Origin of the sequence: Sulfitobacter sediminilitoris, from assembly GCF_010667575.1 — a bacterium.
Taxonomy (GTDB): Bacteria; Pseudomonadota; Alphaproteobacteria; order Rhodobacterales; family Rhodobacteraceae; genus Sulfitobacter; species Sulfitobacter sediminilitoris.
On sequence record NZ_JAABNT010000005.1, the window covers coordinates 178,275 to 202,202 of the forward strand.

Consider the following 23,928-nt stretch of genomic DNA (forward strand, 5'->3'; position numbering starts at 1 on the left):
AAGGCGATGATCTCAGTTAGGTGCCCTTCGGGGCAAGCGATTGTGCGACTGTTTCCTCGGTCAATCCTTCGTATGCCTGCTGAAACGAACAGCGTTGTCCAAGTCAAGTACACTAACCAGAGACATGACGCTGCTTGCCCGCACGGCTGGCGGCTATATGCATGTCTCAATTGTCCACTCTTAGAGAGTGGGCGGGAAAGTATGCTTTTGAACCAGGATAAGGATCTACAGTTTCTTACCAGCTTCTGTGGATCGCGCAGGACGCAAGTCTTGCTTTTTCTGGATCAAATCAAGCGCGAAAAGGGCGTTTGGTGAATGCCTTGGCAGTAAGAGGCGATGAAAGACGTGATACTCTGCGATAAGCCATGGGGAGCCGAGAATAGGCACTGATCCATGGATTTCTGAATGGGGCAACCCACCTGATACTGTGTTATTGTTACCGCTTCGGCGGTTCTCAATAATGCGGTAAACCAGGTATTTTTAACCTGAATATATAGGGTTAAAAAGGCAAACCCGGGGAACTGAAACATCTAAGTACCCGGAGGAAAGGAAATCAATTGATACTCCCCTAGTAGCGGCGAGCGAACGGGGACCAGCCGAGCCATGAGTGTGGTTAGAATGCGTTGGAATGCGCAACCAGAGTGGGTGATAGTCCCGTATAAGAAGCATGATTGGACGTATTAAGTAGGGCGGAACACGTGAAATTCTGTCTGAAGATCGGAGGACCACCTTCGAAGGCTAAGTACTCCTTACTGACCGATAGTGAACCAGTACCGTGAGGGAAAGGTGAAAAGCACCCCGACGAGGGGAGTGAAACAGTACCTGAAACCGAACGCCTACAATCAGTTGGAGGGGCTTTACGCCCTGACAGCGTACCTTTTGTATAATGGGTCATCGACTTGGTCTCACGAGCAAGCTTAAGCCGTTAGGTGTAGGCGCAGCGAAAGCGAGTCTTAATAGGGCGTCGAGTTCGTGGGATCAGACCCGAAACCGAGTGATCTAGGCATGGCCAGGTTGAAGATAAGGTAACACTTATTGGAGGACCGAACCCACATCCGTTGAAAAGGATCGGGATGAGCTGTGCCTAGGGGTGAAAGGCCAATCAAACTCGGAGATAGCTGGTTCTCTGCGAAATCTATTTAGGTAGAGCGTCATCCGAATACCCTCGGGGGTAGAGCACTGGATGGGTAATGGGGCCCCACAGGCTTACTGATCCTAACCAAACTCCGAATACCGAGGAGTACTAGATGGCAGACACACGGCGAATGCTAACGTCCGTCGTGAAGAGGGAAACAACCCTGACCTCCAGCTAAGGCCCCTAATTCATGGCTAAGTGGGAAAGCAGGTGGGACGACCAAAACAACCAGGAGGTTGGCTTAGAAGCAGCCATCCTTTAAAGATAGCGTAACAGCTCACTGGTCTAAATAAGTTGTCCTGCGGCGAAGATGTAACGGGGCTCAAGCCATGAGCCGAAGCTGAGGATGCATTTATTGCATGGTAGCAGAGCGTAGTGTGACATAATTCCATGTCTCCTTACCGGTTTCGACCGGATTGGAGACGCGGAGTTTTCTGTGAAGCCGGCGCGTGAGCGATCCGGTGGAGAGATCACTAGTGAGAATGATGACATGAGTAGCGACAAAGAGTGTGAGAGACACTCTCGCCGAAAGTCCAAGGGTTCCTGCTTAAAGCTAATCTGAGCAGGGTAAGCCGACCCCTAAGGCGAGGCCGAAAGGCGTAGTCGATGGGAACCAGGTTAATATTCCTGGGCCAGATGGAAGTGACGGATCTCGAGGGTAGTTCATCCTTATTGGATTGAATGGGCTGCTTAGAGGTTCCTGGAAATAGCTCCATCGCTAGATCGTACCCTAAACCGACACAGGTGGACTGGTAGAGAATACCAAGGCGCTTGAGAGAACTATGTTGAAGGAACTCGGCAAAATACCTCCGTAAGTTCGCGAGAAGGAGGCCCGGTTCCTAGGCAACTAGGGGCTGGGGGCACAAACCAGGGGGTGGCGACTGTTTATTAAAAACACAGGGCTCTGCGAAGTCGCAAGACGACGTATAGGGTCTGACGCCTGCCCGGTGCCTGAAGGTTAAAAGGAGGAGTGAGAGCTCTGAATTGAAGCCCAGGTAAACGGCGGCCGTAACTATAACGGTCCTAAGGTAGCGAAATTCCTTGTCGGGTAAGTTCCGACCTGCACGAATGGCGTAACGACTTCCCCGCTGTCTCCAACATAGACTCAGCGAAATTGAATTACCTGTCAAGATGCAGGTTTCCCGCGGTTAGACGGAAAGACCCCGTGCACCTTTACTACAGCTTCACACTGGCATTAGGCCGAACATGTGCAGGATAGGTGGTGGGCTTTGAAGCCGGAACGCTAGTTTCGGTGGAGCCACCCTTGAGATACCACCCTTGTTCTGCTTGATGTCTAACCGCGGTCCGTTATCCGGATCCGGGACCCTGTGTGGCGGGTAGTTTGACTGGGGCGGTCGCCTCCTAAATCGTAACGGAGGCGCGCGAAGGTTGGCTCAGAGCGGTCGGAAATCGCTCGTTGAGTGCAATGGCAGAAGCCAGCCTGACTGCGAGACTGACAAGTCGAGCAGAGTCGAAAGACGGCCATAGTGATCCGGTGGTCCCAAGTGGGAGGGCCATCGCTCAACGGATAAAAGGTACGCCGGGGATAACAGGCTGATACTGCCCAAGAGTCCATATCGACGGCAGTGTTTGGCACCTCGATGTCGGCTCATCTCATCCTGGGGCTGGAGCAGGTCCCAAGGGTATGGCTGTTCGCCATTTAAAGAGGTACGTGAGCTGGGTTTAGAACGTCGTGAGACAGTTCGGTCCCTATCTTCCGTGGGTGTAGGATACTTGAGAGGAGTTGCCCCTAGTACGAGAGGACCGGGGTGAACGATCCACTGGTGGACCTGTTGTTGCGCCAGCAGCAGTGCAGGGTAGCTATGATCGGACAGGATAACCGCTGAAGGCATCTAAGCGGGAAGCCCCCCTCAAAACAAGGTATCCCTGAGAGCCGAGGTAGACCACCTCGTCGATAGGCCAGAGATGTAAGCGTGGTAACACGTTCAGTTGACTGGTACTAATTGCTCGATAGGCTTGATTTGATCCAGTAGAAGCAAGACTTCTGCTTATCAATCAAAAGCATACACAGCACGTTACTGTACGTGACTTGGACATTCAGAGGATTTACTTGGTTTGGTGATCATAGCGAGAGCAAAACACCCAGCCCCATCCCGAACCTGGCAGTTAAGTGCCTTAGCGCCGATGGTACTGCGTCTTAAGACGTGGGAGAGTAGGTCATCGCCAAACCTAGTAAGTTCTCTGAACGATGTATCTCTCTTCGATGATCATACATACTTAGTGGCGCGGGATGGAGCAGCCCGGTAGCTCGTCAGGCTCATAACCTGAAGGTCGTAGGTTCAAATCCTACTCCCGCAACCAAGTCAAAAACCAATCATCAGTCGACAAGAATACAATATCCTGCATGCCGCGTTGGCGCAGGATGAAGATCGTAATGCGTTTCATGCGCTGAAACCAAACTCATTTTCCTAGCGCGAAGATCAGCACCCAAAAATTGAATACCGGTACAAGGTACCTGTAGAGAGGGCTAACCCTCCAGTGCTTCAATCATGCTGACCCGTTTGCTATGGCGACCGCCATCGAACGGGGCAGACAGAAATGCGTCGACAATATCGAGGGCCAGCCCCTCACCGACAACACGGGCACCTAAAGAAAGCATATTGGCATCGTTGTGCTGACGTATCATCCGCGCTGAAAACGTGTCAGCGCAAACGCCGCATCTGATACCTTTGACCTTATTAGCCGCCATCATAATACCCTGACCCGTACCGCACAAAATGATCCCAAGCTGGCAATCACCGGAGACGATATGCTGTGCTGCCGCTTCGCCGTGTATTGGATAATCCGTGCTTTCTGCGGTCACCGGGCCGATATCAACCACTTCCCAGCCTTGCGCGGCGATGTGGTTAGCAATCACTTGCCGAAGCGTAATGGCCGAATGGTCGCTGGATAGAACGATGCGTTTGTTTTCGGTCATGAGAAATGCCCATTTTCCTGTAAGATGCAGCGACATGAGCCTTTCGCACCAGGTTTTCCACCTTCGCAACTCCTTGCATATAGCGGTGTTCAGAACAAGCAGGACGAGTGTGTGCCATCTCTGCCGGGATCCTCACGCATGAACGGAATCGCAATGAAGTTTCAACACCTATTGTGTGTTCAGGATGTTCTTGCGCTCCGCATCAAGTGGGCCAGGGACCACCGGTTTCCAGACAGCTCTCCAAATTTCCGATGGACATTTTTTTGGCTGACTTTTCACTGAAAAAAGCTGCGCCTACGCATCGTGCTCACGATGAAGAACTCACCCAATTCTTGGTCTGGGTCCACTGCCAATGTTCCCTATCAAACAGCGCTAAGATCTGCCTAATCCAGAAGAAACGTAGATCCATTGAAAGGCAGGGCCTTGGTTTGACTATAGACGCACGTCGGACTTGCCAGAAGGGCCCCAAAGGAACAAACCTTTCGATCAACCCAATAAACACAAGGCTTTCCCCCTACCCGCCCTTGACTTCCCCGCCGCCAAAAGGTGTACCTGCGCCAACAATTTCAGCCCTCGAAAGGGACGCTCATGCACGCCTATCGCAGTCATTCTTGCGCCGATCTGAACATCTCGAACAAGGGCGATACCGTCCGCCTTTCCGGCTGGGTTCACCGGGTCCGCGACCATGGCGGCGTGCTCTTTATCGACCTGCGTGACCACTATGGCATAACGCAGCTTTTGTGTGATCCAGACAGCCCGGTTTTCTCCGAGGTCGAGAAGGTCCGGTCTGAATGGTGTATTCGCATTGATGGCGAGGTGAAGGCGCGCGATGAGAGCCTGATCAACGCCAAGATCCCTACAGGTGAGATCGAAGTCTTCATTCGTGATCTCGAAGTCCTGGGCTCTGCCGGTGAACTGCCGCTCATGGTCTTTGGCGATCAGGAATATCCCGAAGAAACCCGCCTGCGGTATCGCTACCTCGATCTGCGCCGCGAGAAGATGCAGGAGAATATGAAGCTCCGCTCTGACGTGGTGGCGTCGATCCGAAAGCGCATGTGGGATCAGGACTTCCGTGAATTCCAGACGCCGATTATCACGGCAAGCAGCCCCGAAGGCGCGCGCGATTTCCTCGTCCCGTCGCGTCTGCATCCGGGCAAGTTCTATGCCCTGCCGCAGGCCCCTCAGCAGTTCAAGCAATTGCTGATGGTGTCCGGCTTTGATAAATACTTTCAGATCGCACCGTGTTTCCGCGACGAAGACCCGCGCGCTGATCGCTCTCCCACCGATTTCTACCAGCTTGATATGGAAATGTCTTTCGTCACCCAGCAGGACGTATTTGACACGATCCAGCCCGTTCTGATCGGCATTTTCGAAGAGTTCGGCGGCGGCAAGAAGGTCGATCAGACATGGGAGCAGATCTCTTATAAAGACGCGGCACTTTGGTACGGCTCTGACAAGCCTGACCTGCGTAATCCGATCAAGATGCAGGTGGTTTCAGAGCATTTCGCTCACTCTGGTTTCGCGATCTTTGCCAAGCTGCTTGAGCAGGAAGGCACAGAAATACGCGCCATCCCGGCACCCACCGGCGGCAGCCGCAAATTCTGTGACCGTATGAACGCCTTTGCGCAAAAAGAAGGTCTGCCCGGCATGGGCTATATCTTCTGGCGCGAAAAAACTGCTGATGCCGTGGCCCAGGAACTGGGCATCACCGTGAAAGAGGCTCAGGCCAAGCTGAAATCAGGCGAGGTCGAGGGCGGCATGGAAGCGGCCGGGCCGCTTGCCAAGAACATCGGACCAGAGCGAACGGAAGCCATCCGTCAGCAGTTGGGCCTGGATGTGGGCGATGCAGCGTTCTTCCTTGGTGGCAAGCCCAAGGCGTTTGAGGGCGTTGCAGGCCGCGCACGGAATGTCATTGGCGATGAACTGGGTCTGACCGACAAGGACCGTTTTGCCTTTGCTTGGGTCGTGGATTTCCCGATCTACGAAAAGGACGAGGAAACCGGCAAGATCGACTTTGAACACAACCCGTTCTCCATGCCGCAGGGCGGGATGGAAGCGCTGGAGGGCGATCCTCTGAAGGTGCTTGGATACCAGTATGACCTTGCCTGCAATGGGTACGAATTGGTGTCCGGCGCGATCCGAAACCACAAGCCAGAGATCATGTTCAAAGCCTTTGAAATTGCGGGTTACGGCGAGGACGAGGTTCGCAAGCGTTTTGGTGGCATGGTCAACGCCTTCCAATATGGTGCCCCACCCCACGGTGGCTGTGCGGCGGGCATCGACCGGATCGTAATGCTGCTGGCGGAAGAGCAAAACATCCGAGAGGTGATCCTGTTCCCGATGAACCAGCGCGCCGAAGACCTGATGATGAACGCTCCCAGCGACCCGACATCGGACCAACTGATGGAACTTGGCCTCCGCGTCATCCCACAGGAATAATCAAAAAAGGGCCGCATCAAGCGGCCCTTTCTTTTAATCTTCCAGGCTGTCTTCTTTCTTTTCCTCGATCAGCCCGCGCTCTTCTTTCTTGCGGGCCTCGAAACGCTCGCCGTAGCCTTCGATCTCGCTGTCCTCGATCACTTCTTTGGCGCGAGTGAAAACTTCGTCCTCTTCTTCTTCCATGTGATGCTCATAATCGTGTTTGAGCGTTTTGAACTTTGTCAGCCAACCGGGCGATGACATGTCCATTTCGTTCAGCTCTTCCATCAGGTCATCAAGCTGCTGATGCTCATGCACAGAATGACGGGCTGCGTCCTGACCCCATGTCTTGGAAATCAGCTTGGAATAGAATGTCTCTTCCTCTGCCGCCGCGTGAGATTTCACATCGTTGTAGAACGTATTCCAGGCATTCTGGCGCTTGATGCTGTCGCCGCTGGTGTCGGCCAGTTCGTTCAACAAGGCGCGGTGCTGATCATGGTCTGCTATGATGGCGTCGTAGATATTGGGCATGTTGGTTCCTTCCGTTTGAACGTTAACGCAGACCGCTTGGGCGCAGTTCCCGCTCATGCGACGTGATGGGCTGCAAGGCAGTACAGGTGGATGAAAAAAACCGATATTTGTGCCTATGTCAGAACGACGGGATCTGATTGAAAGAACGAAAGCAGCCAGAATGAACTTCAATCCCCACATCGCGGAGTGTCGCTTTGGCTATGGACTTTCGCCGATCATTGCTGCCCCTTCCGGATTGACCGAGATGCTGGACGGGCTGCAAGAACCGGACGACGCTCAAGCGCAGTTCCCTATCCCCCCATTTCGCTACATGCAGGACGCGTTGGCGCGCAGGCGTCGCTGGTCAAGCTATGCTCGCAAGTTCCCCGATACTGCAGAAGGCAAAGAGGCACAGAAAAAATCGCGCGATATTCTTTGCGCGGTGCGACAGGACCATGACGGATGGTTTGCGCAGGTCATGTTGCGGCGGATCAACACCCGAACCGCGTTTCGTGAAAGGCTGGTGGCGTTCTGGGCTGATCATTTCACCGCCGTGGGCAAGGGGGGCCTTTTGCGCGCAGCGGCTCCTCTATATGTCGAAAAATCGCTGAGACCCCACATCGCGGGCAAATTCACGGACCTGCTCATCTTTGCAGTCACGCATCCGCTGATGCTGCATTACCTGGATCAGAACACCTCGGCCGGGCCAAACAGCCCCCTGGCCCAGCGGCGAAACAGACCCATTGGACTAAACGAAAACCTCGCCCGTGAAGTGCTTGAACTGCATACGCTGAGGGTCCAGGGACCTTACGACCAGCGCGACGTCCATGAACTTGCCACGCTTTTGACCGGGCTTGCAGCGACCCGGAATTATAGCTTCAAGTTCTGCCAAAATATGACGGAGCCGGGGCCCAAGACCGTTTTAGGCCGGACCTACGGAGCGGAAGAAGGAATGCGTGCCATCCGCAAGGTGCTGAATGATCTGGCTCTGCACCCGGCGCTGGCGTCCCTTATGCCACTTTGGCACGCGCAGGAACTTGGGTTCATTCACGCCGTGTCGGCCCCTTACCGGGACAAGCGCAGCTATTTCGATGGCCAGGATTTGCTTGAGGCGGGCACCGATGCCTTGGCTGGCGGCGTGCGTGACGGTTGGCTGAACCGCATGCTACAGGAGGTGCCGGGCATCCGGGCCGATACCGCCTATGCGATTGGCAACAGCGATATCCGTGTACTTGACGCGGCCGCGCCGGTGGCGAACTGGGCACCCGAAGCCAATTTGCGGCTCAGCCCGCAGGCGTTGCGGTTGGCTGAATTGGTGATGGAGGACGATCCTGCACTGCACGCGGCATTGGCAGAGGCAGAGATGCTGTCAGTGACGGCATCCGGTCAGTCGCCTCAGGGCAGGGCACATAACAAGATAGCGCAGTTTGCGGCATCTCGGTTGCGCGGCGACGCACGTGTCGCGGCGTTTTCCCTTGGCGGATGGGACACGCATCGCAGACAGGATCGCGCCTTGCCCCGCAGCCTGACAGCGCTTGCTGATACGCTGCTGACGCTAAAGTCCGGAGTCCTAGAAGAATGGATAGTCCGTGATGTAATCACCGGTGTTGTCGGCAAGGCCTGCTGACCCGGTCTGAATGACGCCGATTGTAACTGCGGCAAGGGCCACAACCGCCGCCGTGAGGACGATCCAATCGACGGTAACCGCACCGGATGTGTCTTTGCAAAATGCCTGTAGCTTGTTCTTGATCATCTCTATCTCCTCTTCAGGCAAAAGGGCCCGAGTGTCGCAACAGTGTGCACCTGTATTGTGGCCGCAATAGGAGGCTGGGATGGCGGAATGCGGCTTTTCATATTGAAAAAAGGCAGTTTTTCGGGCTTGGCCTGCGTGGTTGGAGTGCCTAACGTGATGCCATGAACACTGAACCATCTAATGCGCGCCCATTGGGAAAACCATTGGAAGACTGGAGCCCGCCACCGGTCCCCCAAGGTGAAACGCTGACCGGTCGATACGCAGAACTTGCACCGCTTTCGGCAGAGGCGCATGCCGCTTTGCTGTATCGCGCCTACGCCGGTCATGATGCCGTCTGGGACTATATGCCCGTGGGCCCGTTTTCGTCCGCCTCTCAATATCATCGCTGGGTTCGGGATCACGAAAACAAGCCCGATCCGTTCTTCTATGCCATTCGGAACAAAGACACCGACAAATGGGAAGGGGCGGCAAGCTATCTTAGGATCAAGCCCGAAAGTGGGTCGATCGAGGTTGGCTTCATCAGCCTAAGTCCTGCGTTGCAGCGTACCCGCGCTGCGACAGATGCGATGTTTCTGATGATGAAGTGGGCCTTCGAGGCAGGCTATCGCCGTTACGAGTGGAAGTGCGACGCGCTGAACGCGCCGTCACGCAGAGCCGCGCAGCGTCTGGGGTTCAGCTATGAAGGCGTGTTTCGACAGGCCACAGTCGTCAAGGGCCGCAACAGGGACACCGCGTGGTTTGCGATCATCGACAAGGAGTGGCCCGCTCTCAAAGAAGCGTTCGAGGCGTGGTTGGCACCCAGCAATTTCGATACTGAGGGCCGCCAGATGGAACGTTTGGGTGACCTGACCGGGCTGGTGCGGGCGGCGAACGATCCGTCTTTGTGATAGGGGTGATCCACAGGGCGTGAGTCCCCGCAAGACGGCTTCGTTTAAGCAAGCTGCGGTTGGTGCCGAATGATCATACACCGTGTGACTGGTGCATTGAGAATACGCCAAGAAAAGTGACTAGATCGCCGCCTTGTCCGCCAGGCGGTGCTGAATGAGGCCCGCAATGCGCGCTGTTTCTGACGCCGCAGTTTCACCAACGGCACGTTTTTCGGCCAGCGCACGGGCGGCATCTACAAGAATCGTATCGTCGGCCAGACGGGCAACGCCGCTCAGAAACTGTGCCACGTAATCAAGCGTGTGACCGCTGATCTGATCCTCCAGCACATCCGCGATATGCGCCATATCATCCCGATAGGCGAGCTTGTCTGGCGCTACGGTAACTTCATCGATCGGGCGAAGACCTTTTGGCCGTCGATCCGGGGGGAGCAGGGAAAGTATCGTTTCCTGAAAGACGCTGAGTGACGTGATCGGTTTTTCAAGGAAGTCATCCGCACCGGCGGCCATGGCTTCGTCCCTAAGGTGGCCGTCGCCCGAAATGGCGAGTATCCCCTCAACCCGTGGCACGCTCTCGTTAAGTTCGGCAATCAAGTCAGTTCCGTTGCCGTCTGGCAAACCCAAATCAATCACAACGACCGAAGGGCGGTAGACCCTGAAATGGCGCCGGGCAGAGCGCAGGCAATCGGCCCGCCTGATCCGAGCACCCGAGCGCAGGCACAGCAGGCGCATCGCCTCGCAGGCAAAGCGGCTGTCCTCAACAGCCAGTATCGTGAGCCCCAGCAAGGGGCGCGCTGCGGTGGGCGCAGGAACATTGGCCGCAAAAGGGTCTGTCGTATCCATCATAGCCTCCGGTGTTCAGTCTCTCATCGTTATCCGCCGGTGGCTAACAGTCGGTTAACGTGACGCATTGCTCTTCACGAATCTTGCGGCCATAAGGCGGTGCAATTACGCCAGCCAGAAAGGACCAGGGAAATGATCGGACGTCTGAACCATGTGGCCATCGCCGTGCCAGACCTTGAGGCGGCGGCAGACCAATACCGTAACGCGCTTGGTGCCAACGTGGGCGCGCCGCAGGATGAACCTGATCATGGCGTGACGGTCATCTTCATCGAACTGCCCAACACCAAGATCGAATTGCTTTACCCGCTGGGCGATGACAGCCCGATCAAGGGATTTCTGGAAAAGAACCCCGCCGGTGGCATTCACCACATCTGCTACGAAGTCGACGACATTATCGCCGCCCGTGACCACCTGAAATCCACTGGCGCCCGCGTACTGGGTACCGGAGAGCCCAAGATCGGCGCGCATGGCAAGCCAGTGCTGTTCCTGCACCCCAAGGATTTCAACGGCGCACTGGTCGAGCTGGAGCAGGTCTGAACGATGGGTATTGTCTCGGGCCTTGTCCTGTTTGCGGTGATCTGGTCGCTGGTGTTTCTGATCGCGCTGCCCATTCGCGTGCAGACGCAGGGCGACCTCAACGACATTGTGCCGGGGACGCACGCAGGCTCGCCCGAACATCACCACCTGCGCAAGAAAGCGTTCTGGACCACGGTTGTTGCGCTGATCATCTGGGCGATTGCCGCGACGATTATCCTGTCCGGATGGATTACCGTTGATGAGGTGGAGAGCCTCTTTCGTGCAGGGGCGTGGTCAGGCCGTGGTATAGATGAGTAAACGTCGCGGCCCCGATGATCGGGATCACGAGGTTCAGCAGCGGCACGGATAGCGGGATCGCCATCAGCGTTCCCGCCACCCAGATCGCCCCGCTATGGCTGCTGCGCAGCCGCTTCGCCTCGGCCCGACCGACCCGGCGCATCGCGACCAGCATGAAATATTCCCGCCCCAGCAAGAACCCGTTCAACCCCCAGAAAACCAGGGGGGCCGCAGGCGGAAAGATAAAGAACAGGATCACATAGACGATCAGTCCTATCAGGTTCGCCAACAGCAAAACGCCCAGAAAGTTGACCGTGTCGCGCAATCCGTCCCAGAAGGACACCGGCTGCGCGCGCGGCAACTGGGGATAATGCTTGGCCTCAACCGCATGGGCCACATCTTCCAGAAACATCGACGTGATGGCTGACGCGACCGGAATCATCAGAAAGACCGACAGGAAAAGCAGCAGAAAGACTGCGCTCCAGGACAGCAGGTCATCGACCCAATGCACTTCCCCCAGCACCGGCAACCAAAGGTCTTCCGGCACCAGCCAGTCGGTGAACCACGCAAAGGCGGCGGTAAAGCCGATCAGAAGCGCCAGTGCCAGAAAAACCCCGATAAAGAATACCCGCCGGAAACGCGGGTCCGAAAGCTGCCCGATGGCACGCAGGAACGATTCAAAGATCAGTCCGAGAGCCATGTCGTGATCTCCTGCACATTGGGGCGCGGCCGCTCTGGCGGGGCAGATGTTTCGGTGCCGATGTGGATGATCCCGGCGATGCTTTCATGCTCTGCCAGCCCCAGTGCGTCCACCATGAAACCACGGTCGTGTGAGGGCCAGCCGCTCAGCCAGTTCGCCCCCCAGCCCGATGCCAGCGCAGCGTTCAGCAGCGACAGGCAAACCGCACCCGCAGAATAGCTCTGTTCGATTGGCGGAATCTTCTCCGAAGGTTTCTGCACTTCCACGACGACAACCGCCAATTGCCCCTGATCGAACTGGGTGCGCCCCTTGGCGATCTGCTCCGGCGCAAGGCCCAAGGCCTCACCCCGCTGCTGTACGACATCGGCCAAACGCGCCATTGCGGGGGCTTCGATGACGATAAACCGCCAGGGCTCAAGCTTGCCGTGATCCGGTGTCCGCGCGGCAGCGGTCAGCAGGGGCTGCAGCGCCGCACGGTCAGGCACGGGGGTGCCAAGCGTCTTGGCCGGACGCGAACGGCGGGATTGCAGGAACTGCAGGGCGTTCAGGTTCGGTGTCGGCATAGGTCTAAAGGTCCAGTTGTTCTGCCATCCGGTCGATGGATTGCCTCAGGAAAGCGTCAAAGTCAGACGACGGCTGGCGCATGCGCAGGCTTTGGCCCAGCGGGTCTGGCGCGTCAATGGCGCTGCCCGCAAGGGCCGCGATCGTCGCATGGCCGCAGAACGGCACATAGGCTTCGGAATAGCCGCCCTCGTGGACCAGCACCAGTTTACCGTCACACAGACGGTGCGCCGTCTCCTTGATCCTTTGCGTCATCGCGCCAAAGGTTTCGGCCAGCACCATCATCTGGGCCAACGGGTCCAGCACCGATGCATCAAAGCCGCAGGCAACGATAATCATGTCCGGCCGGAATGCTTCAAGCGCGGGGATCACCACGCGGTCCAGCGCATGCAGATAGGCGGTATGCCCCGATCCCGCGTACATCGGCAGATTGATGTTGTGGCCTTCACCCGCGCCCCGGCCCCGGTCAGCCAGCGCGCCCGTCGTGGTCGGATAGTTCCGCTCCTGATGCAGCGAGATCGTCAGAACGTCGTCGCGGTCATAAAAGATCGATTCCGTCCCGTTGCCATGATGCACATCCCAGTCCAGAACCGCGACGCGCTTGACCAACCCCTTGGCCCGCGCCGCTTCGATTGCGATGGCGATATTTGCCAGCAGGCAAAACCCCGCAGGAGTATCCGCTGAACAATGGTGTCCCGGCGGGCGGCTCAATGCATAGGCATTCTCAAGCGTGCCGGACGCAACGGCATCGACAGCCCCGACGGCCAGACCTGCCGAAAGGGCCGCAATCTCGTATCCGCCCTGCGAAAATGGCGTGTGGTGGCCCAACTCACCCCCACCCGCGTCCGAAGTTTTCTTGAATTCATCAAGATAGGCTGCGGGATGCACCCGTTCGAGGGCCTCGCGCGATGCAGGCGGCGCCGTCTGCGCGGCAAGCTCTGCGGTCAGGCCCGTCACATCCATCAGGTTCTTCAGCCTGCGTTTTGTTTCAGGGCTTTCCGGCAGCCCCCCTGCGGCAAGCGGCTGTACCAGCCCGCCCACCGGCATGGTCAGGGTATAATTGCCGCCCGAGTGCCAAAAGCAGCGTTCGTCCCAGAAGAAACCAGTGGCCATATCATCTCTCCCTCAGCGTCCGCTGCAAACTGGCGGAGGCTGAACGGATTGTCCATGGGGGCACGCTCTGTGCAGGGTGGCACAGGCCCGGCCGGTCATTTCAAGAGCGGTTCATATGCCAGCCGCTTCGGCCAGCAACGCCGGGATATCCAGCGGCGTGTTGCCCATGTTAAGGGCACCGTCACTGTCGCGGGGCCAGTCTTCGGGCGCCCGGTCGCGGTAGAGCTCAATACCATTCTGGTCCGGGTCGCGCAGATAGACCGCTTCGCTGACACCGTGATCTGCCGCGCCGTCCAGTGTAATTCCTGCGTCGATCACCCGCTGAAGGACCGCCCCCAGCGACGCCCGATCAGGATAAAGAAACGCCGCATGGTAAAGGCCCGTGTGCCCGTCTGGCGGCGGCGTCGCCCCAAGGCTGTCCCAGGTGTTCAGGCCAACATGGTGATGATAGCCACCCGCCCCGAGAAAGGCAGCGCCTGCGCCGTAACGCTGCGTGACCTCAAACCCCAGAATATCGCGATAGAACGCGATGGAGCGGTCGATATCCGATACCCGCAAATGAACATGCCCAACGGAAGGATGTGAAGTCGTCATGGCGCACCTCTTTGTGTCTGAACCAGAGGTATACCTCGCTCAGCCACCGCACAATTTCGATCTCTGCAGAGACGCTGTGCAGAAATGCAAGTTCAGGCCGCGACGTCCTGCCTGAGCGGGCTTAGCCAACCATCCCGACGATCTCGTAGGTGCGCTTGAGGATCGGCGCGGTGATCTCGCGGGCCTGTGACGCCCCCTTGGCAAGGATACGGTCAATCTCGGCCGGGTCGTCCATCAGGCGCGCCATTTCGGTCGAGATCGGCGCGAGCTTGGACACCGCAAGGTCGGCCAGCAGTGGTTTAAAGGTGCCGAATTGCTGTCCGCCTACTTCGTTCAGCACGTCTTCGACAGTCCGGTCGCTCAGGGCGGCAAAGATGTTCACCAGATTGCGTGCCTCGGGCCGCTCTGCCAGACCTTCCACTTCGGAGGGCAGGGCGTCAGGATCTGTCTTGGCCTTGCGGATCTTCTTGGCGATGGCATCGGCATCATCGGTCATGTTGATCCGGCTGGCATCGGAGGGGTCAGACTTTGACATCTTCTTTGATCCATCCCGCAAGGACATCACCCGTGTCGCCGCCCCTTCAATCACCGGTTCCGTCATCGGAAAGAAATCGACGCCGTAGTCGTGGTTGAACTTGGCCGCGATGTCGCGCGTCAGTTCAAGGTGCTGTTTCTGGTCCTCGCCCACCGGGACATGGGTGGCGTGGTAAACAAGGATGTCCGCCGCCATGAGGGCCGGATAGCCGAACAGCCCCAAGGACGCATTCTCGGCATTCTTGCCGGCCTTGTCCTTGAACTGGGTCATCCGCTTCATCCAGCCCATCCGCGCCACACAGTTGAAGATCCAGCCAAGCTGGGCGTGCTCGGGCACCTGGGACTGGTTGATCAGAATGGATTTTTCCGGACTGATCCCGCTGGCGATGAACCCAGCGGCCAGTTCACGGGTGTTCCGCGTGAGGTCCGCAGGATCCTGCCAGACGGTGATCGCATGCAGATCGACCATGCAATAGATCGTCTCGAAATCCTCTTCCTGCATCTGGACGAAACGCTTGATCGCACCAAGGTAATTGCCCAGCGTCAGACCGCCTGACGGCTGGATGCCGGAAAAGACGCGCGGTGTGAATTTTTGTTCGGACATGCGGATACCTCGGAGGGCTGGATTTCGGGCTGTGAGCGGCTTACTCATGGGGCTTGTCGCCGTCAAGGAGCGCCCATGCAAGACCCTGATTTCCAACCACCGGTGAACCCGTTGCCGCCGATCGTCACGCTGACCTTCCTGGCCATCGCAGGGGTCGAGGCAGGACTGTCGCTGGGCGAGGCCGGGATCCTTGGCGGACCGGGCGCGGTGGGCTGGCGTTTGGGCCTGATCCGGGACTACGGATTTTCTGGTCAGATCTTTGACTGGATGCTGGCCAATGGCCGCTGGCCGCTCCAAGAGGTGCTGCGCTTTTTCACATATCCCTTCATCCATCTCGGCTTTACCCATGCGCTGTTCGCCATGGTGTTGCTGCTGGCGCTGGGCAAACTGGTGGCCGAGGCAATGGGATCAGTGGTCTTTGCCACGATATTCGTGCTGGCGGGGGCCGGCGGTGCCGGGATCTATGCGCTCTTGCTCAATGAAAGCATGTGGCTGGCGGGCGCCTATCCAAGTGTCTACGGGCTGATCGGCGGATATTCTTTCGTGATGTGGCGGCATCTGGCAGGCAGCGGCGCGCAGCAATACCGCGCCTTTTCGCTGATCGCGTTCCTGATGGGCATCCAACTGATCTGGGGCATTTTCTTTGAGGTTGGCTTGCAATGGGTTGCCGAACTGGCGGGGTTCTTCATCGGCTTTGGTCTGTGCTTTCTGGTAGCTCCGGGCGAATGGGCGCGCATCCGCGAGGGGATCAGGCGGCGTTAGGTGGGGGGGGGGACCTCGGCGGGCACGGTCAGCCGCGCCGTCACCCGCCCCGGCGCAGTGCGCGGCGAAACTCGGAAATCTGAAACGCCCCGAAAAGCTGTCCGCTGCCAAAAAAGGTGACCGCGCCAATCGCTATCAGTGCCAGCAACCCAAGACCGCGCCACCACGGTGTGTTCAGCACCAACTCAAGCAGCGCCTCTCCGATCACCAGTGCCACACCCATCACCGCAGAGGCCGCGAGGATGCGCCACACCCGCCGCCGCAATCGCATGTCGAACTTTACCGCATCGCCATAGCGTCGCGCACCGAAGGCAAGGCAGGCCACCATGGTCCAACCTGCCACGCTGGTCGCAATCGCCGGGGCGAGCCATCCGATGTAGGGCGACAGTCCCACGGCAAGTGCCACGTTCACAACCATGGCCACCAATGCGAATTGAAACGGTCTTTTCGTATCCTCACGGGCAAAATAAATCGGCTGCAAGACCTTTTGCAGTACGAAGGATGGCAGCCCCAGCGCATAGACCGCCGTTGCTGCAGCGATCGCAGCGGTGTCATCCACATCCGACGCCCCGCGCTCGAACATCACGGATACAAGGGTTTGCGGGATCACCAGCAGTGCCACCGCAGACGGGATCGTCAACGCCAGTGAAATTTCGGCCGCGCGGCTCAGCGCATTGCGCGCACCATCCTCGTCGCCTGACCGCAACCGGCGCGACAGATCGGGCAGCAGCACGATGCCCACGGCAATACCGACAACCCCTAATGGCAACTGGTACAGCCGGTCCGCAGCAAAAAGCCAGGATACGGCCTTGTCATATTGGCTGGCAACCAGTTGACCGACCACAAGGTTAATCTGCATGACCCCTGACGCAAGCGCCGCTGGCAAGGCGATCACGATCATCGCTTTCATGTCAGGCGTCCAATGGGGCAGTTTCGGGCGCAGGGCAAATCCCGCATCTGCCGCCGCCCACCACGTCAGCGCCAGTTGCGCCACGCCCGCGATAGGGATGGACCAGACCAGCCAATTGATCACTGCGCCACCGATCACCTCGCCGGTGACCATCGCCGCAATCACAAAGATATTCAGCAAGACCGGTGCTGCGGCGGCCACGGCAAAGCGCCCCGTGGCGTTCAGGATGCCCGAGAACAGCGCGGCCAGCGACATGCAAAGAATATAGGGAAAGACGATGCGCCCATAGCCCACGGTCATGTCAAAGCGTTCATCGCCCGCGAACCCTTCGGCGGTCAGCCACACGAAACCGGGCATGAATACCATGCCCAATCCCACAAGGATCAGGACAACAAACCCAAGCCCGCTGAACGCATCTTGCGCAAACTTCGCGGCCCCTTCCTCGCCCTCGTATTTCTTGGCGAACATGGGCACAAAGGCCGCGTTGAACGCACCTTCGGCAAAGAAACGGCGGAACATGTTGGGCAGGCGGAAGGCTGCAACAAAGGCGTCCATGACCGGCCCCGGGCCAATTAATGACAGCAGCAGGACCTCACGCAGAAATCCCAGCACGCGGGACAGCAAGGTCCAGACGCCCACCGTGAAAAAGCCGGACATGAGGCGGATAGGTTTCATGAGGTGCCTTGCGCGTTCTGGTCGTCTCAGCCTTATCGCGGACCAAGTTCCGGTGCAATCTGCATCACTGCTCCAGCAAAGCCGCAAGAGCCGTATGCGGAAAGCTTCGACGCGGCACCACGGCATAGAAACTTTCGACCAGTTGCAGATCGAAAGGTGCGGTCCGCAGCATCCCTTGCGCGATCTCATCGGCCAGTACCACAGCCGGTGCCAAGGCCAATCCCACATCATCGCGTGCAAGCAGGCGAACCATGGCCATATCGTCCACCTCGGCCACGATGCGGGGCGTCACATCAAGGTGTTCCGCAAGGCTTTCAAAGTCGCTCCGGATGGAACTGCCGGAAGGGACAATCAGCGGTTCATTCCGGATCAGATCGGCAAGGGTCTCATGGCGCAGCCGGGCAGGGTGTCCATGAAGGCCAACGGGCTGTTCATCAATCCGGCGTGCCGTCAGCTCCCTGCCATAGACGCCGCGCGGTGGTTCTGTCGTCAACACAATATCAAGCGCCAGCGATGACAGGCTCTCGAACAAGACCTCAGCGCTGCCTGATTTCAGAGCGACATCGGTGCCACCGTCCCTGAGCAACGGCATCAGGAACCGCAGCTGAAAGTTGCGCGACAGCGTGGACAGCGCCCCGATCCTGAGCGGCGTGGCACTGCGGCCCGATTGCGCAAGCGTTGCGATCAGTTCTGCACCTGTGCTGAAGATTCGATCCGCATGATCGAGCGCGATGCGCCCGACCTCTGTCAGCACCAGTTTGCGATCCACCCGATTGAACAAGGGATGGCCCAGACGCTCTTCCAAGGTTTTGATCTGCATGGACAAAGCGGACTGCGACACGTTCAACCGCTCTGCCGTCCGGGTCAGATTGCCGTCGTGCGCCACCTCACGAAAATACCGCAGATGATGGTAGTTCAACGTGTCCATGTTCACTTTTATAGATCGAAAATAGAAAAAAGATATATTTTTATATCGCACCCCGCTCCTCCATATCCACCTGAAACGCAAATGAAGGGGAATTGCGATGGAACTGATGATGGACATTGCGTCGACCGTGGTGGGTCAGATGCAGAAACCGACGTTGGCTTTCCTGATCGGCGGCATGATGCTGGCCGCTTTGGGCAGCAAACTGGAGGTGCCCGAGCCGGTCTACAAATTCGTGGTCATGCTGCTCTTGCTCAAGGTGGGCCTCAGCGCTGGCATCTCGGTGCGCGAGGCGGATCTGATCGCGCTGGCGGTGCCTGCGGTGCTGGCAGCGCTTGTCGGCATCTCAATTGTTCTGGTCGGGGCAGGAACCATCGCCCGGTGGCGCGGCGTTTCCCAAATGGACGGCATGGCAACGGCTGGTCTCTTCGGCGCTGTCTCGGCCTCTACGCTCGCGGCGAGCATGGCGATGCTGGACGCCGAAGGGATCAGCTACGAAGGCTTCATCGGCGCACTGTATCCCTTCATGGATATCGCGGCACTGGTCACGGCCATCGTGCTGGCGCGGATGGCGGCGGCGCGCAAGGCGGCGGCCACGCAGAACGCCGGGGGTGGGACCCTGACGATGGGCAGCGGCAGCGGCAGCAGCAGTGGTTTTGGAGGGGGCTTCGACGGCAAGATGATCGGCACCATCCTGCGGGACACGTTCCAAAGCGCTGCAATCTCGGCCCTGATCCTCGGTCTCGCGCTTGGTATCTTCGCCCGGCCCGAAGCTGTGTTTGAAAGTTTCTACGAGCCGCTTTTCCGGGGCCTGCTGTCAATTCTGATGCTGATCATGGGCATGGAAGCCTGGTCGCGGCTCAGCGAACTGCGCAAAGTGGCCCATGCCTATGTGCTCTACGGTCTCAGTGCACCGCTGATCCACGGGCTGCTGGGCTTTGGCGCGGGTCTCATTGCGCATCACGTCACGGGCTTTTCTGCGGGTGGCGTGGTGCTCTTGTCGGTGATGGCGGCGTCAAGCTCGGACATCTCTGGTCCGCCCACGCTGCGCGGCGCGCTGCCCGAGGCCAACGCCTCGGCTTATGTCGGGTCTTCAACGGGTCTTGGCACACCCGTTGCGATCCTGAGCATCCCGCTCTGGATCTGGCTGGCGGATCTCGCCATCGGCATCTGATCCGCGAAAAATCGGGCCGGGATTTACTTCTCGGCCCGTTCCACCCCTTCAGAGATCGCCTGACGCAGACGCTTCTCCAGCGTCTTTTGTTTGCCTTCAGAATAGTATTTCAGCCCGAACATATCCTTGACATAGAAGGTATCTACCACCTGCTCGCCGAAGGTCGCGATCACCGCATTTGCGATATAAACGTTCGAATCCGCCAGCGTCCTGGCCAGATCATACAGCAGTCCTGGCCGGTCGCGGGTATCGACTTCAATGATCGTGTAAATCTCGGACCCGTCGTTGTCGAAGGTGATATGCGTCGGAACCTTGAACGCCTTCTCGCGCTTCTTGACCTTGTCGCGGGATTTCAACGCGTCGCGTGCGACCACCTCGCCGCGCAGTGTCTTTTCGATCATCTGCCGCAGACGCGGCAGCTTGGACGCTTCATAGGCATTCCCCTCGGCGTCCTGAATCCAGAAGGCGTCGGTGACATAGCCGTCCTTGGTCGTGTAGCTGCGCGCATCAACCACGTTCGCCCCGACCAGCGCCAAAGCTCCGGCAAGACGTGCGAAAATACCCGGATGGTCCGGCATCACGAAACTGGCGCGGGTCGCATCGCGGTCCTCGTCGGGGTGCAGGTCAATGCGCACATCATCCTCGCCAATGTCCCGCAGTAGTTCCGCGAAAGCGACATGCGCGGTGACGTGCAGCCCTTGCCAATAGGGTTCGTAGTGGCGCGACGTCTCGGTCTGCAAGGCCTTGCGGGGCCAACCGGACAACGCCTCGCGCAACGCCTTCTTGGCCTCCGCACCTCGGTTCTCGCGGTTCAGATCCTCCAGCCCGGTCTCAAGCGCCCGCTCTGTCTGGCGATACAGCGCACGGATCAGAACAGCCTTCCAGTTGTTCCAGGTGTCCGGCCCGACTCCCCGAATGTCACAGACCGTCAGCACACACAAAAGGTCCAGCCGCTTGACCGTCTGTACCGCCTTGGCAAAATCGCGCACCGTGCGCGGGTCGGCGATGTCGCGTTTCTGGGCCATGTCGGACATCAGCAGATGATAGCGTACCAGCCATTCAACCGTGTCCACTTCCTCCTGCTTCAATCCCAGCCGGGGCGCCACCTTGCGTGCGATCTTTGCGCCAAGGATCGAATGATCCTCGGGCCGCCCCTTACCGATGTCATGCAGCAGCAGCGCGGTATAAAGCACCTTGCGGTTGACCCCGCGCTTGAGGATCGAAGAGGCGACCGGCAGTTCTTCCTCCAGTTCGTTCTTTTCGATCATCGCCAGATTGCGGATCGTCTGGATCGTGTGCTCGTCCACCGTATAGCTGTGGTACATGTTGAACTGCATCATCGCCACGATGGGCTCAAACTCGGGAATGAACGCGGCCAGCACACCCAATTCATTCATCCGGCGCAGCGCGCGTTCCGGGTTTCCGTGCTTGAGAAGGAGGTCGAAGAAGATGCGCTTGGCCTCTGGGTTCAAGCGCATGTCATCATCGATCAGATGGAGATTAGCCTTGACCAGCCGCATGGCGTTCGGGTGGATCAGCATGCCTGTCCGCAACGCCTCCTCGAACAGGCGCAACAGGTTCAGCTTGTCGGTCAAAAACGCCGTATCATCGACAATTGCGATCCGGTTGTGAACCACCTCATAACCAGCCTTCGTCTTGGGACGGCGGCGAAAAATGCGCTCCAGAAGGGGTTCTGCCTTGACGTGAATAGCCTCAAGGCTGGTCAGGAAGATGCGGGTCAGATCGCCGACCGCTGTTGCATGCAAAAAGAAATCCTGCATGAAGATTTCAACGCCGCGCCGTCCACCCCGATCAGCATAGCCCATCGCGTCTGCGACCTGCACCTGCATGTCGAACGTCAGTTGCTCTGTTGCGCGGTTCGTCAACAGATGCAGATGACCGCGCACAGCCCATAGAAAATCTTCTGCTGCGCGGAATGTTTCGTACTCTTCGGGCCGGAAAATGCCCTTCTCCACCAGCTCCGAGATGGCATCGACCTTGTAGATGAACTTGGCGATCCAGAACAGCGAATGCAAATCACGCAGCCCGCCCTTGGCTTCCTTCACATTGGGTTCAACGACGTACCGCTCCCCCTGCTTTTCATGGCGGCGGTCGCGTTCTTCGAGCTTGGCCTCGATAAACTCGCGCCCGTTGCCAGAGAACAGCTCTTTGGCAAGCGCCTTGCGCAGCTTTGCCTCAAGACCTGCGTCACCACAGATATAGCGATGCTCCAGCAAGGCTGTCTGGATCGTGAAATCCTCCCCGCCAAGACGGACGCAGTCTTTGATCGTCCGCGTCGAATGGCCGACTTTCAGCTTCAGATCCCACAGCATGTAGAGCATGCTTTCGATCACGCTCTCTGACCATGCTGTGGCCTTGTATGGGATAAGAAACAGCAGATCGACGTCCGAGAACGGGGCCATCTCGCCGCGGCCATATCCGCCTACACCGATGACACACAGCTTTTCGCCCTCGGTGGGGCTTGGATTGCGGTGTAAAACGGATGTCGCAAATTCAAGCGTGGTACAGACCAGTTGATCGGTCAGATAGGAATAGGCCCGCGTCATGCCGCGCGCGTCAAAAGGCGCTTCGGCAAAACTGCGGGCAATCACCTCTCGCCCGTGCTTTTGTGCGTCGCGCAACACATTGACGGCGGCGCTGCGTTGCTCTGCCGGCGGCAGGTCCGCGCAGGCAGCGGTCACGGCGGCATCGACAGCAGCGTGATCAAAGATCAGCTCAGGTGCCGCGATCAGGCGCGGTGTGGTTGCCGCACCTGATGCTTTTGTGGAAGATTCTGCCGTGTCCAAGTTCAGAAACCGGCACCGCCGAAGGCCTGCGGCGCGCCTTCCAGCACCACAACGCCCTGATTGCGGATCGTCGCCACGGCCAGACCACGCTCATTCGTGCCGTCGCGGCGCAGCCGGAAGATGCCACTTGCCCCCCGGAAACCTGCCCCCTGCGTGAGCGATGCCCCCGTCAGCGCGGTGGACTTGCCGGATTTGGCCAGCGCCCCGACAGCAGCAATTCCGTCAAAGGCCAGACCGGCCAGCGGATGTGGATCAGAGCCGTAAGCAGCATTGTATTTCTGACGGAAAGCGCCGGATGCACCGGGATCGGGCAGGGCGAACCAACCGCCTTGCACACCCGGCAGGCTGAGCGTTTGCGGCGGAATATCCCAACGCGTCAGGCCAATGTATTGGGTCGAGGCAGTCTGAATACCCGCTTCTGGCAGCAGTTGGGCAAAAAGCGGCAAGGCCGACGCAGACGACGTTGTCAGGAACAGCGCATTGGCGCCCGCCCCGTCAACCGCCGCCTTGACGCGAGGTACAGCCGCGACAACAGATTCCTGGCTCAGCGCATAATCAACTGATCCTGCCAGCGTCGCCCCGTTGGCCGAAATCGCCTGCTGGATTGCATTGCGGCCCAGCTGACCGGCAACATCCTGCGCATGCAGGATCACGATGCGATCCTTGCCGTTGCGCTTGGCATAGCCCACCAGCCGGTTGGCGGTATTGGCAAAGGTTGGCCCCAGAACAAAGACGTTGCCGCCTGCAATGGTGGGGTTGTTGGAAAATGACAGCACGTTTACGCCGTTACTGGCGACCGCTACGCCGGCTGAATTGGCCGCTTCCCCATAGACCGGACCAAGGATGATCTTGGCCCCTTCGCTCACCGCCTGCGATGCCATGCTTGCAGCCGTTCCCGCATTGCCAGCGGTGGCGTAAACCCGCAGGTCCACATTTACGCCATCAAGGTCGCGAATGGCCAAACGCGCTGCGTTTTCAAGATTTTGCGCCAAAAGATCATCACTGGCTGACCCGCCACGAGGGACAAGAAGCGCCACCGGCACAGGGGCATTCGCATCAATCTTGGGGCCGCCCGTGTTGGCAATACTGCCCAGGGCCGCCGGATCACAGGCTGCCAGCATCAGGGCGATGAAGGGCAACACCAGCAACCGCAGCTTCTTGCGGCCCGCATCGAAAAAGGCAATCATCTTGAACTCACTCCCACCATGGTCAGATCGGTGCTTGCGCACCGTATCAATCGGGCGTGATCATAGAGGGTGCAAAAGGCGGGTCCAG

General features: G+C 58.2%; 20 protein-coding genes, 1 tRNA gene and 2 rRNA genes. 10 read left to right on the forward strand and 13 right to left on the reverse strand.

Going from position 1 to position 23,928, the window contains the following annotated elements; translation table 11 throughout:
• Positions 1–287 precede the first annotated feature (287 nt).
• The 3 genes from GV827_RS10330 (at position 288) to GV827_RS10340 (ending at position 3,457) form a co-directional block, all read left to right on the forward strand.
• A 23S ribosomal RNA gene (locus GV827_RS10330) occupies positions 288–3,120 on the forward strand.
• A 90-nt stretch (positions 3,121–3,210) separates the two neighbouring features.
• A 5S ribosomal RNA gene (gene rrf, locus GV827_RS10335) occupies positions 3,211–3,325 on the forward strand.
• 55 nt (positions 3,326–3,380) lie between these two features.
• Positions 3,381–3,457 (forward strand) — tRNA-Met (locus GV827_RS10340).
• Between the two features lie 166 nt (positions 3,458–3,623).
• On the opposite strand, the gene rpiB is transcribed toward GV827_RS10340, so the two are convergent.
• Complete coding sequence (gene rpiB, locus GV827_RS10345; protein ID WP_164353850.1) at positions 3,624–4,073, reverse strand: ribose 5-phosphate isomerase B; 450 nt, start codon at positions 4,071–4,073, stop codon at positions 3,624–3,626.
• Between the two features lie 588 nt (positions 4,074–4,661).
• On the opposite strand from rpiB, the gene aspS reads away from it, so the two are divergent.
• Entirely contained in the window at positions 4,662–6,512 is a 1,851-nt protein-coding gene (aspS, locus tag GV827_RS10350) for an aspartate--tRNA ligase (protein WP_164353724.1), read from the forward strand.
• Between the two features lie 33 nt (positions 6,513–6,545).
• Here aspS and GV827_RS10355 read toward each other — a convergent pair whose 3' ends face one another.
• A complete protein-coding gene (locus GV827_RS10355) occupies positions 6,546–7,022 on the reverse strand; it encodes a hemerythrin domain-containing protein (RefSeq protein WP_164353725.1) in 477 nt (158 codons plus the stop codon).
• Positions 7,023–7,182: 160 nt separating this feature from the next.
• Here GV827_RS10355 and GV827_RS23600 point away from each other — a divergent pair, with 160 nt between their 5' ends.
• Positions 7,183–8,628 carry a DUF1800 family protein gene (locus GV827_RS23600; RefSeq protein ID WP_164353726.1) on the forward strand — a complete coding sequence of 482 codons (1,446 nt, stop codon included), beginning with the start codon at positions 7,183–7,185 and terminating at the stop codon, positions 8,626–8,628.
• Here GV827_RS23600 and GV827_RS10365 read toward each other — a convergent pair.
• Positions 8,572–8,754, reverse strand: a complete 183-nt coding sequence (locus GV827_RS10365; RefSeq protein ID WP_164353727.1) for a hypothetical protein — start codon at positions 8,752–8,754, stop codon at positions 8,572–8,574. The two genes, GV827_RS23600 and GV827_RS10365, sit on opposite strands and share 57 nt — an antisense overlap.
• A 161-nt stretch (positions 8,755–8,915) precedes the next feature.
• Between GV827_RS10365 and GV827_RS10370 the strand changes: the two genes are divergently transcribed.
• Positions 8,916–9,641, forward strand: a complete 726-nt coding sequence (locus GV827_RS10370) for a GNAT family N-acetyltransferase (RefSeq protein WP_164353728.1) — start codon at positions 8,916–8,918, stop codon at positions 9,639–9,641.
• 120 nt (positions 9,642–9,761) lie between these two features.
• Here GV827_RS10370 and GV827_RS10375 read toward each other — a convergent pair whose 3' ends face one another.
• Positions 9,762–10,481 (reverse strand): response regulator, encoded by a 720-nt coding sequence (locus GV827_RS10375; protein WP_164353729.1) that lies wholly within the window; start codon positions 10,479–10,481, stop codon positions 9,762–9,764.
• Between the two features lie 132 nt (positions 10,482–10,613).
• On the opposite strand from GV827_RS10375, the gene mce reads away from it, so the two are divergent.
• Complete coding sequence (mce, locus tag GV827_RS10380; protein WP_164353730.1) at positions 10,614–11,018, forward strand: methylmalonyl-CoA epimerase; 405 nt, start codon at positions 10,614–10,616, stop codon at positions 11,016–11,018.
• A gap of 3 nt (positions 11,019–11,021) precedes the next feature.
• Positions 11,022–11,315, forward strand: a complete 294-nt coding sequence (locus tag GV827_RS10385) for a DUF1467 family protein (protein WP_164353731.1) — start codon at positions 11,022–11,024, stop codon at positions 11,313–11,315.
• On the opposite strand, the gene GV827_RS10390 is transcribed toward GV827_RS10385, so the two are convergent.
• The 5 genes from GV827_RS10390 to trpS all read right to left on the reverse strand — a co-directional run bounded on the left by GV827_RS10390 (position 11,248) and on the right by trpS (position 15,400).
• On the reverse strand, positions 11,248–11,994 hold the full coding sequence (locus tag GV827_RS10390; RefSeq protein WP_164353732.1) for an EI24 domain-containing protein: 747 nt from the start codon (positions 11,992–11,994) through the stop codon (positions 11,248–11,250). The two genes, GV827_RS10385 and GV827_RS10390, sit on opposite strands and share 68 nt — an antisense overlap.
• Positions 11,979–12,557 carry a nitroreductase family protein gene (locus GV827_RS10395; RefSeq protein ID WP_164353733.1) on the reverse strand — a complete coding sequence of 193 codons (579 nt, stop codon included), beginning with the start codon at positions 12,555–12,557 and terminating at the stop codon, positions 11,979–11,981. Before GV827_RS10395 ends, GV827_RS10390 begins: the two co-directional genes overlap by 16 nt.
• Positions 12,558–12,561: 4 nt before the next feature.
• Positions 12,562–13,668: a class II histone deacetylase gene (locus GV827_RS10400; protein WP_164353734.1), complete on the reverse strand. Its 1,107-nt coding sequence runs from the start codon at positions 13,666–13,668 to the stop codon at positions 12,562–12,564.
• Positions 13,669–13,779: 111 nt separating this feature from the next.
• Entirely contained in the window at positions 13,780–14,262 is a 483-nt protein-coding gene (locus GV827_RS10405; RefSeq protein WP_164353735.1) for a VOC family protein, read from the reverse strand.
• A 121-nt stretch (positions 14,263–14,383) separates the two neighbouring features.
• Positions 14,384–15,400 (reverse strand): tryptophan--tRNA ligase, encoded by a 1,017-nt coding sequence (gene trpS / locus GV827_RS10410; protein ID WP_164353736.1) that lies wholly within the window; start codon positions 15,398–15,400, stop codon positions 14,384–14,386.
• A 75-nt stretch (positions 15,401–15,475) separates the two neighbouring features.
• On the opposite strand from trpS, the gene GV827_RS10415 reads away from it, so the two are divergent.
• Positions 15,476–16,162, forward strand: coding sequence for a rhomboid family intramembrane serine protease (locus tag GV827_RS10415; protein ID WP_164353737.1), 687 nt, complete (start codon positions 15,476–15,478; stop codon positions 16,160–16,162).
• A 40-nt stretch (positions 16,163–16,202) separates the two neighbouring features.
• On the opposite strand, the gene murJ is transcribed toward GV827_RS10415, so the two are convergent.
• Positions 16,203–17,747: a murein biosynthesis integral membrane protein MurJ gene (murJ, locus tag GV827_RS10420; protein WP_164353738.1), complete on the reverse strand. Its 1,545-nt coding sequence runs from the start codon at positions 17,745–17,747 to the stop codon at positions 16,203–16,205.
• 64 nt (positions 17,748–17,811) lie between these two features.
• Positions 17,812–18,675 carry a LysR family transcriptional regulator gene (locus tag GV827_RS10425; RefSeq protein ID WP_164353739.1) on the reverse strand — a complete coding sequence of 288 codons (864 nt, stop codon included), beginning with the start codon at positions 18,673–18,675 and terminating at the stop codon, positions 17,812–17,814.
• Between the two features lie 97 nt (positions 18,676–18,772).
• On the opposite strand from GV827_RS10425, the gene GV827_RS10430 reads away from it, so the two are divergent.
• Positions 18,773–19,846: a sodium-dependent bicarbonate transport family permease gene (locus tag GV827_RS10430; protein WP_164353740.1), complete on the forward strand. Its 1,074-nt coding sequence runs from the start codon at positions 18,773–18,775 to the stop codon at positions 19,844–19,846.
• A gap of 23 nt (positions 19,847–19,869) precedes the next feature.
• Here the strand turns inward: GV827_RS10430 and GV827_RS10435 are convergent, their stop codons facing one another.
• The gene (locus tag GV827_RS10435) at positions 19,870–22,653 is read right to left on the reverse strand and encodes a [protein-PII] uridylyltransferase (protein ID WP_164353741.1); all 2,784 of its coding nucleotides are present in this window, start codon (positions 22,651–22,653) and stop codon (positions 19,870–19,872) included.
• Between the two features lie 2 nt (positions 22,654–22,655).
• On the reverse strand, positions 22,656–23,840 hold the full coding sequence (locus GV827_RS10440) for a penicillin-binding protein activator (protein ID WP_164353742.1): 1,185 nt from the start codon (positions 23,838–23,840) through the stop codon (positions 22,656–22,658).
• Positions 23,841–23,928 lie beyond the last annotated feature (88 nt).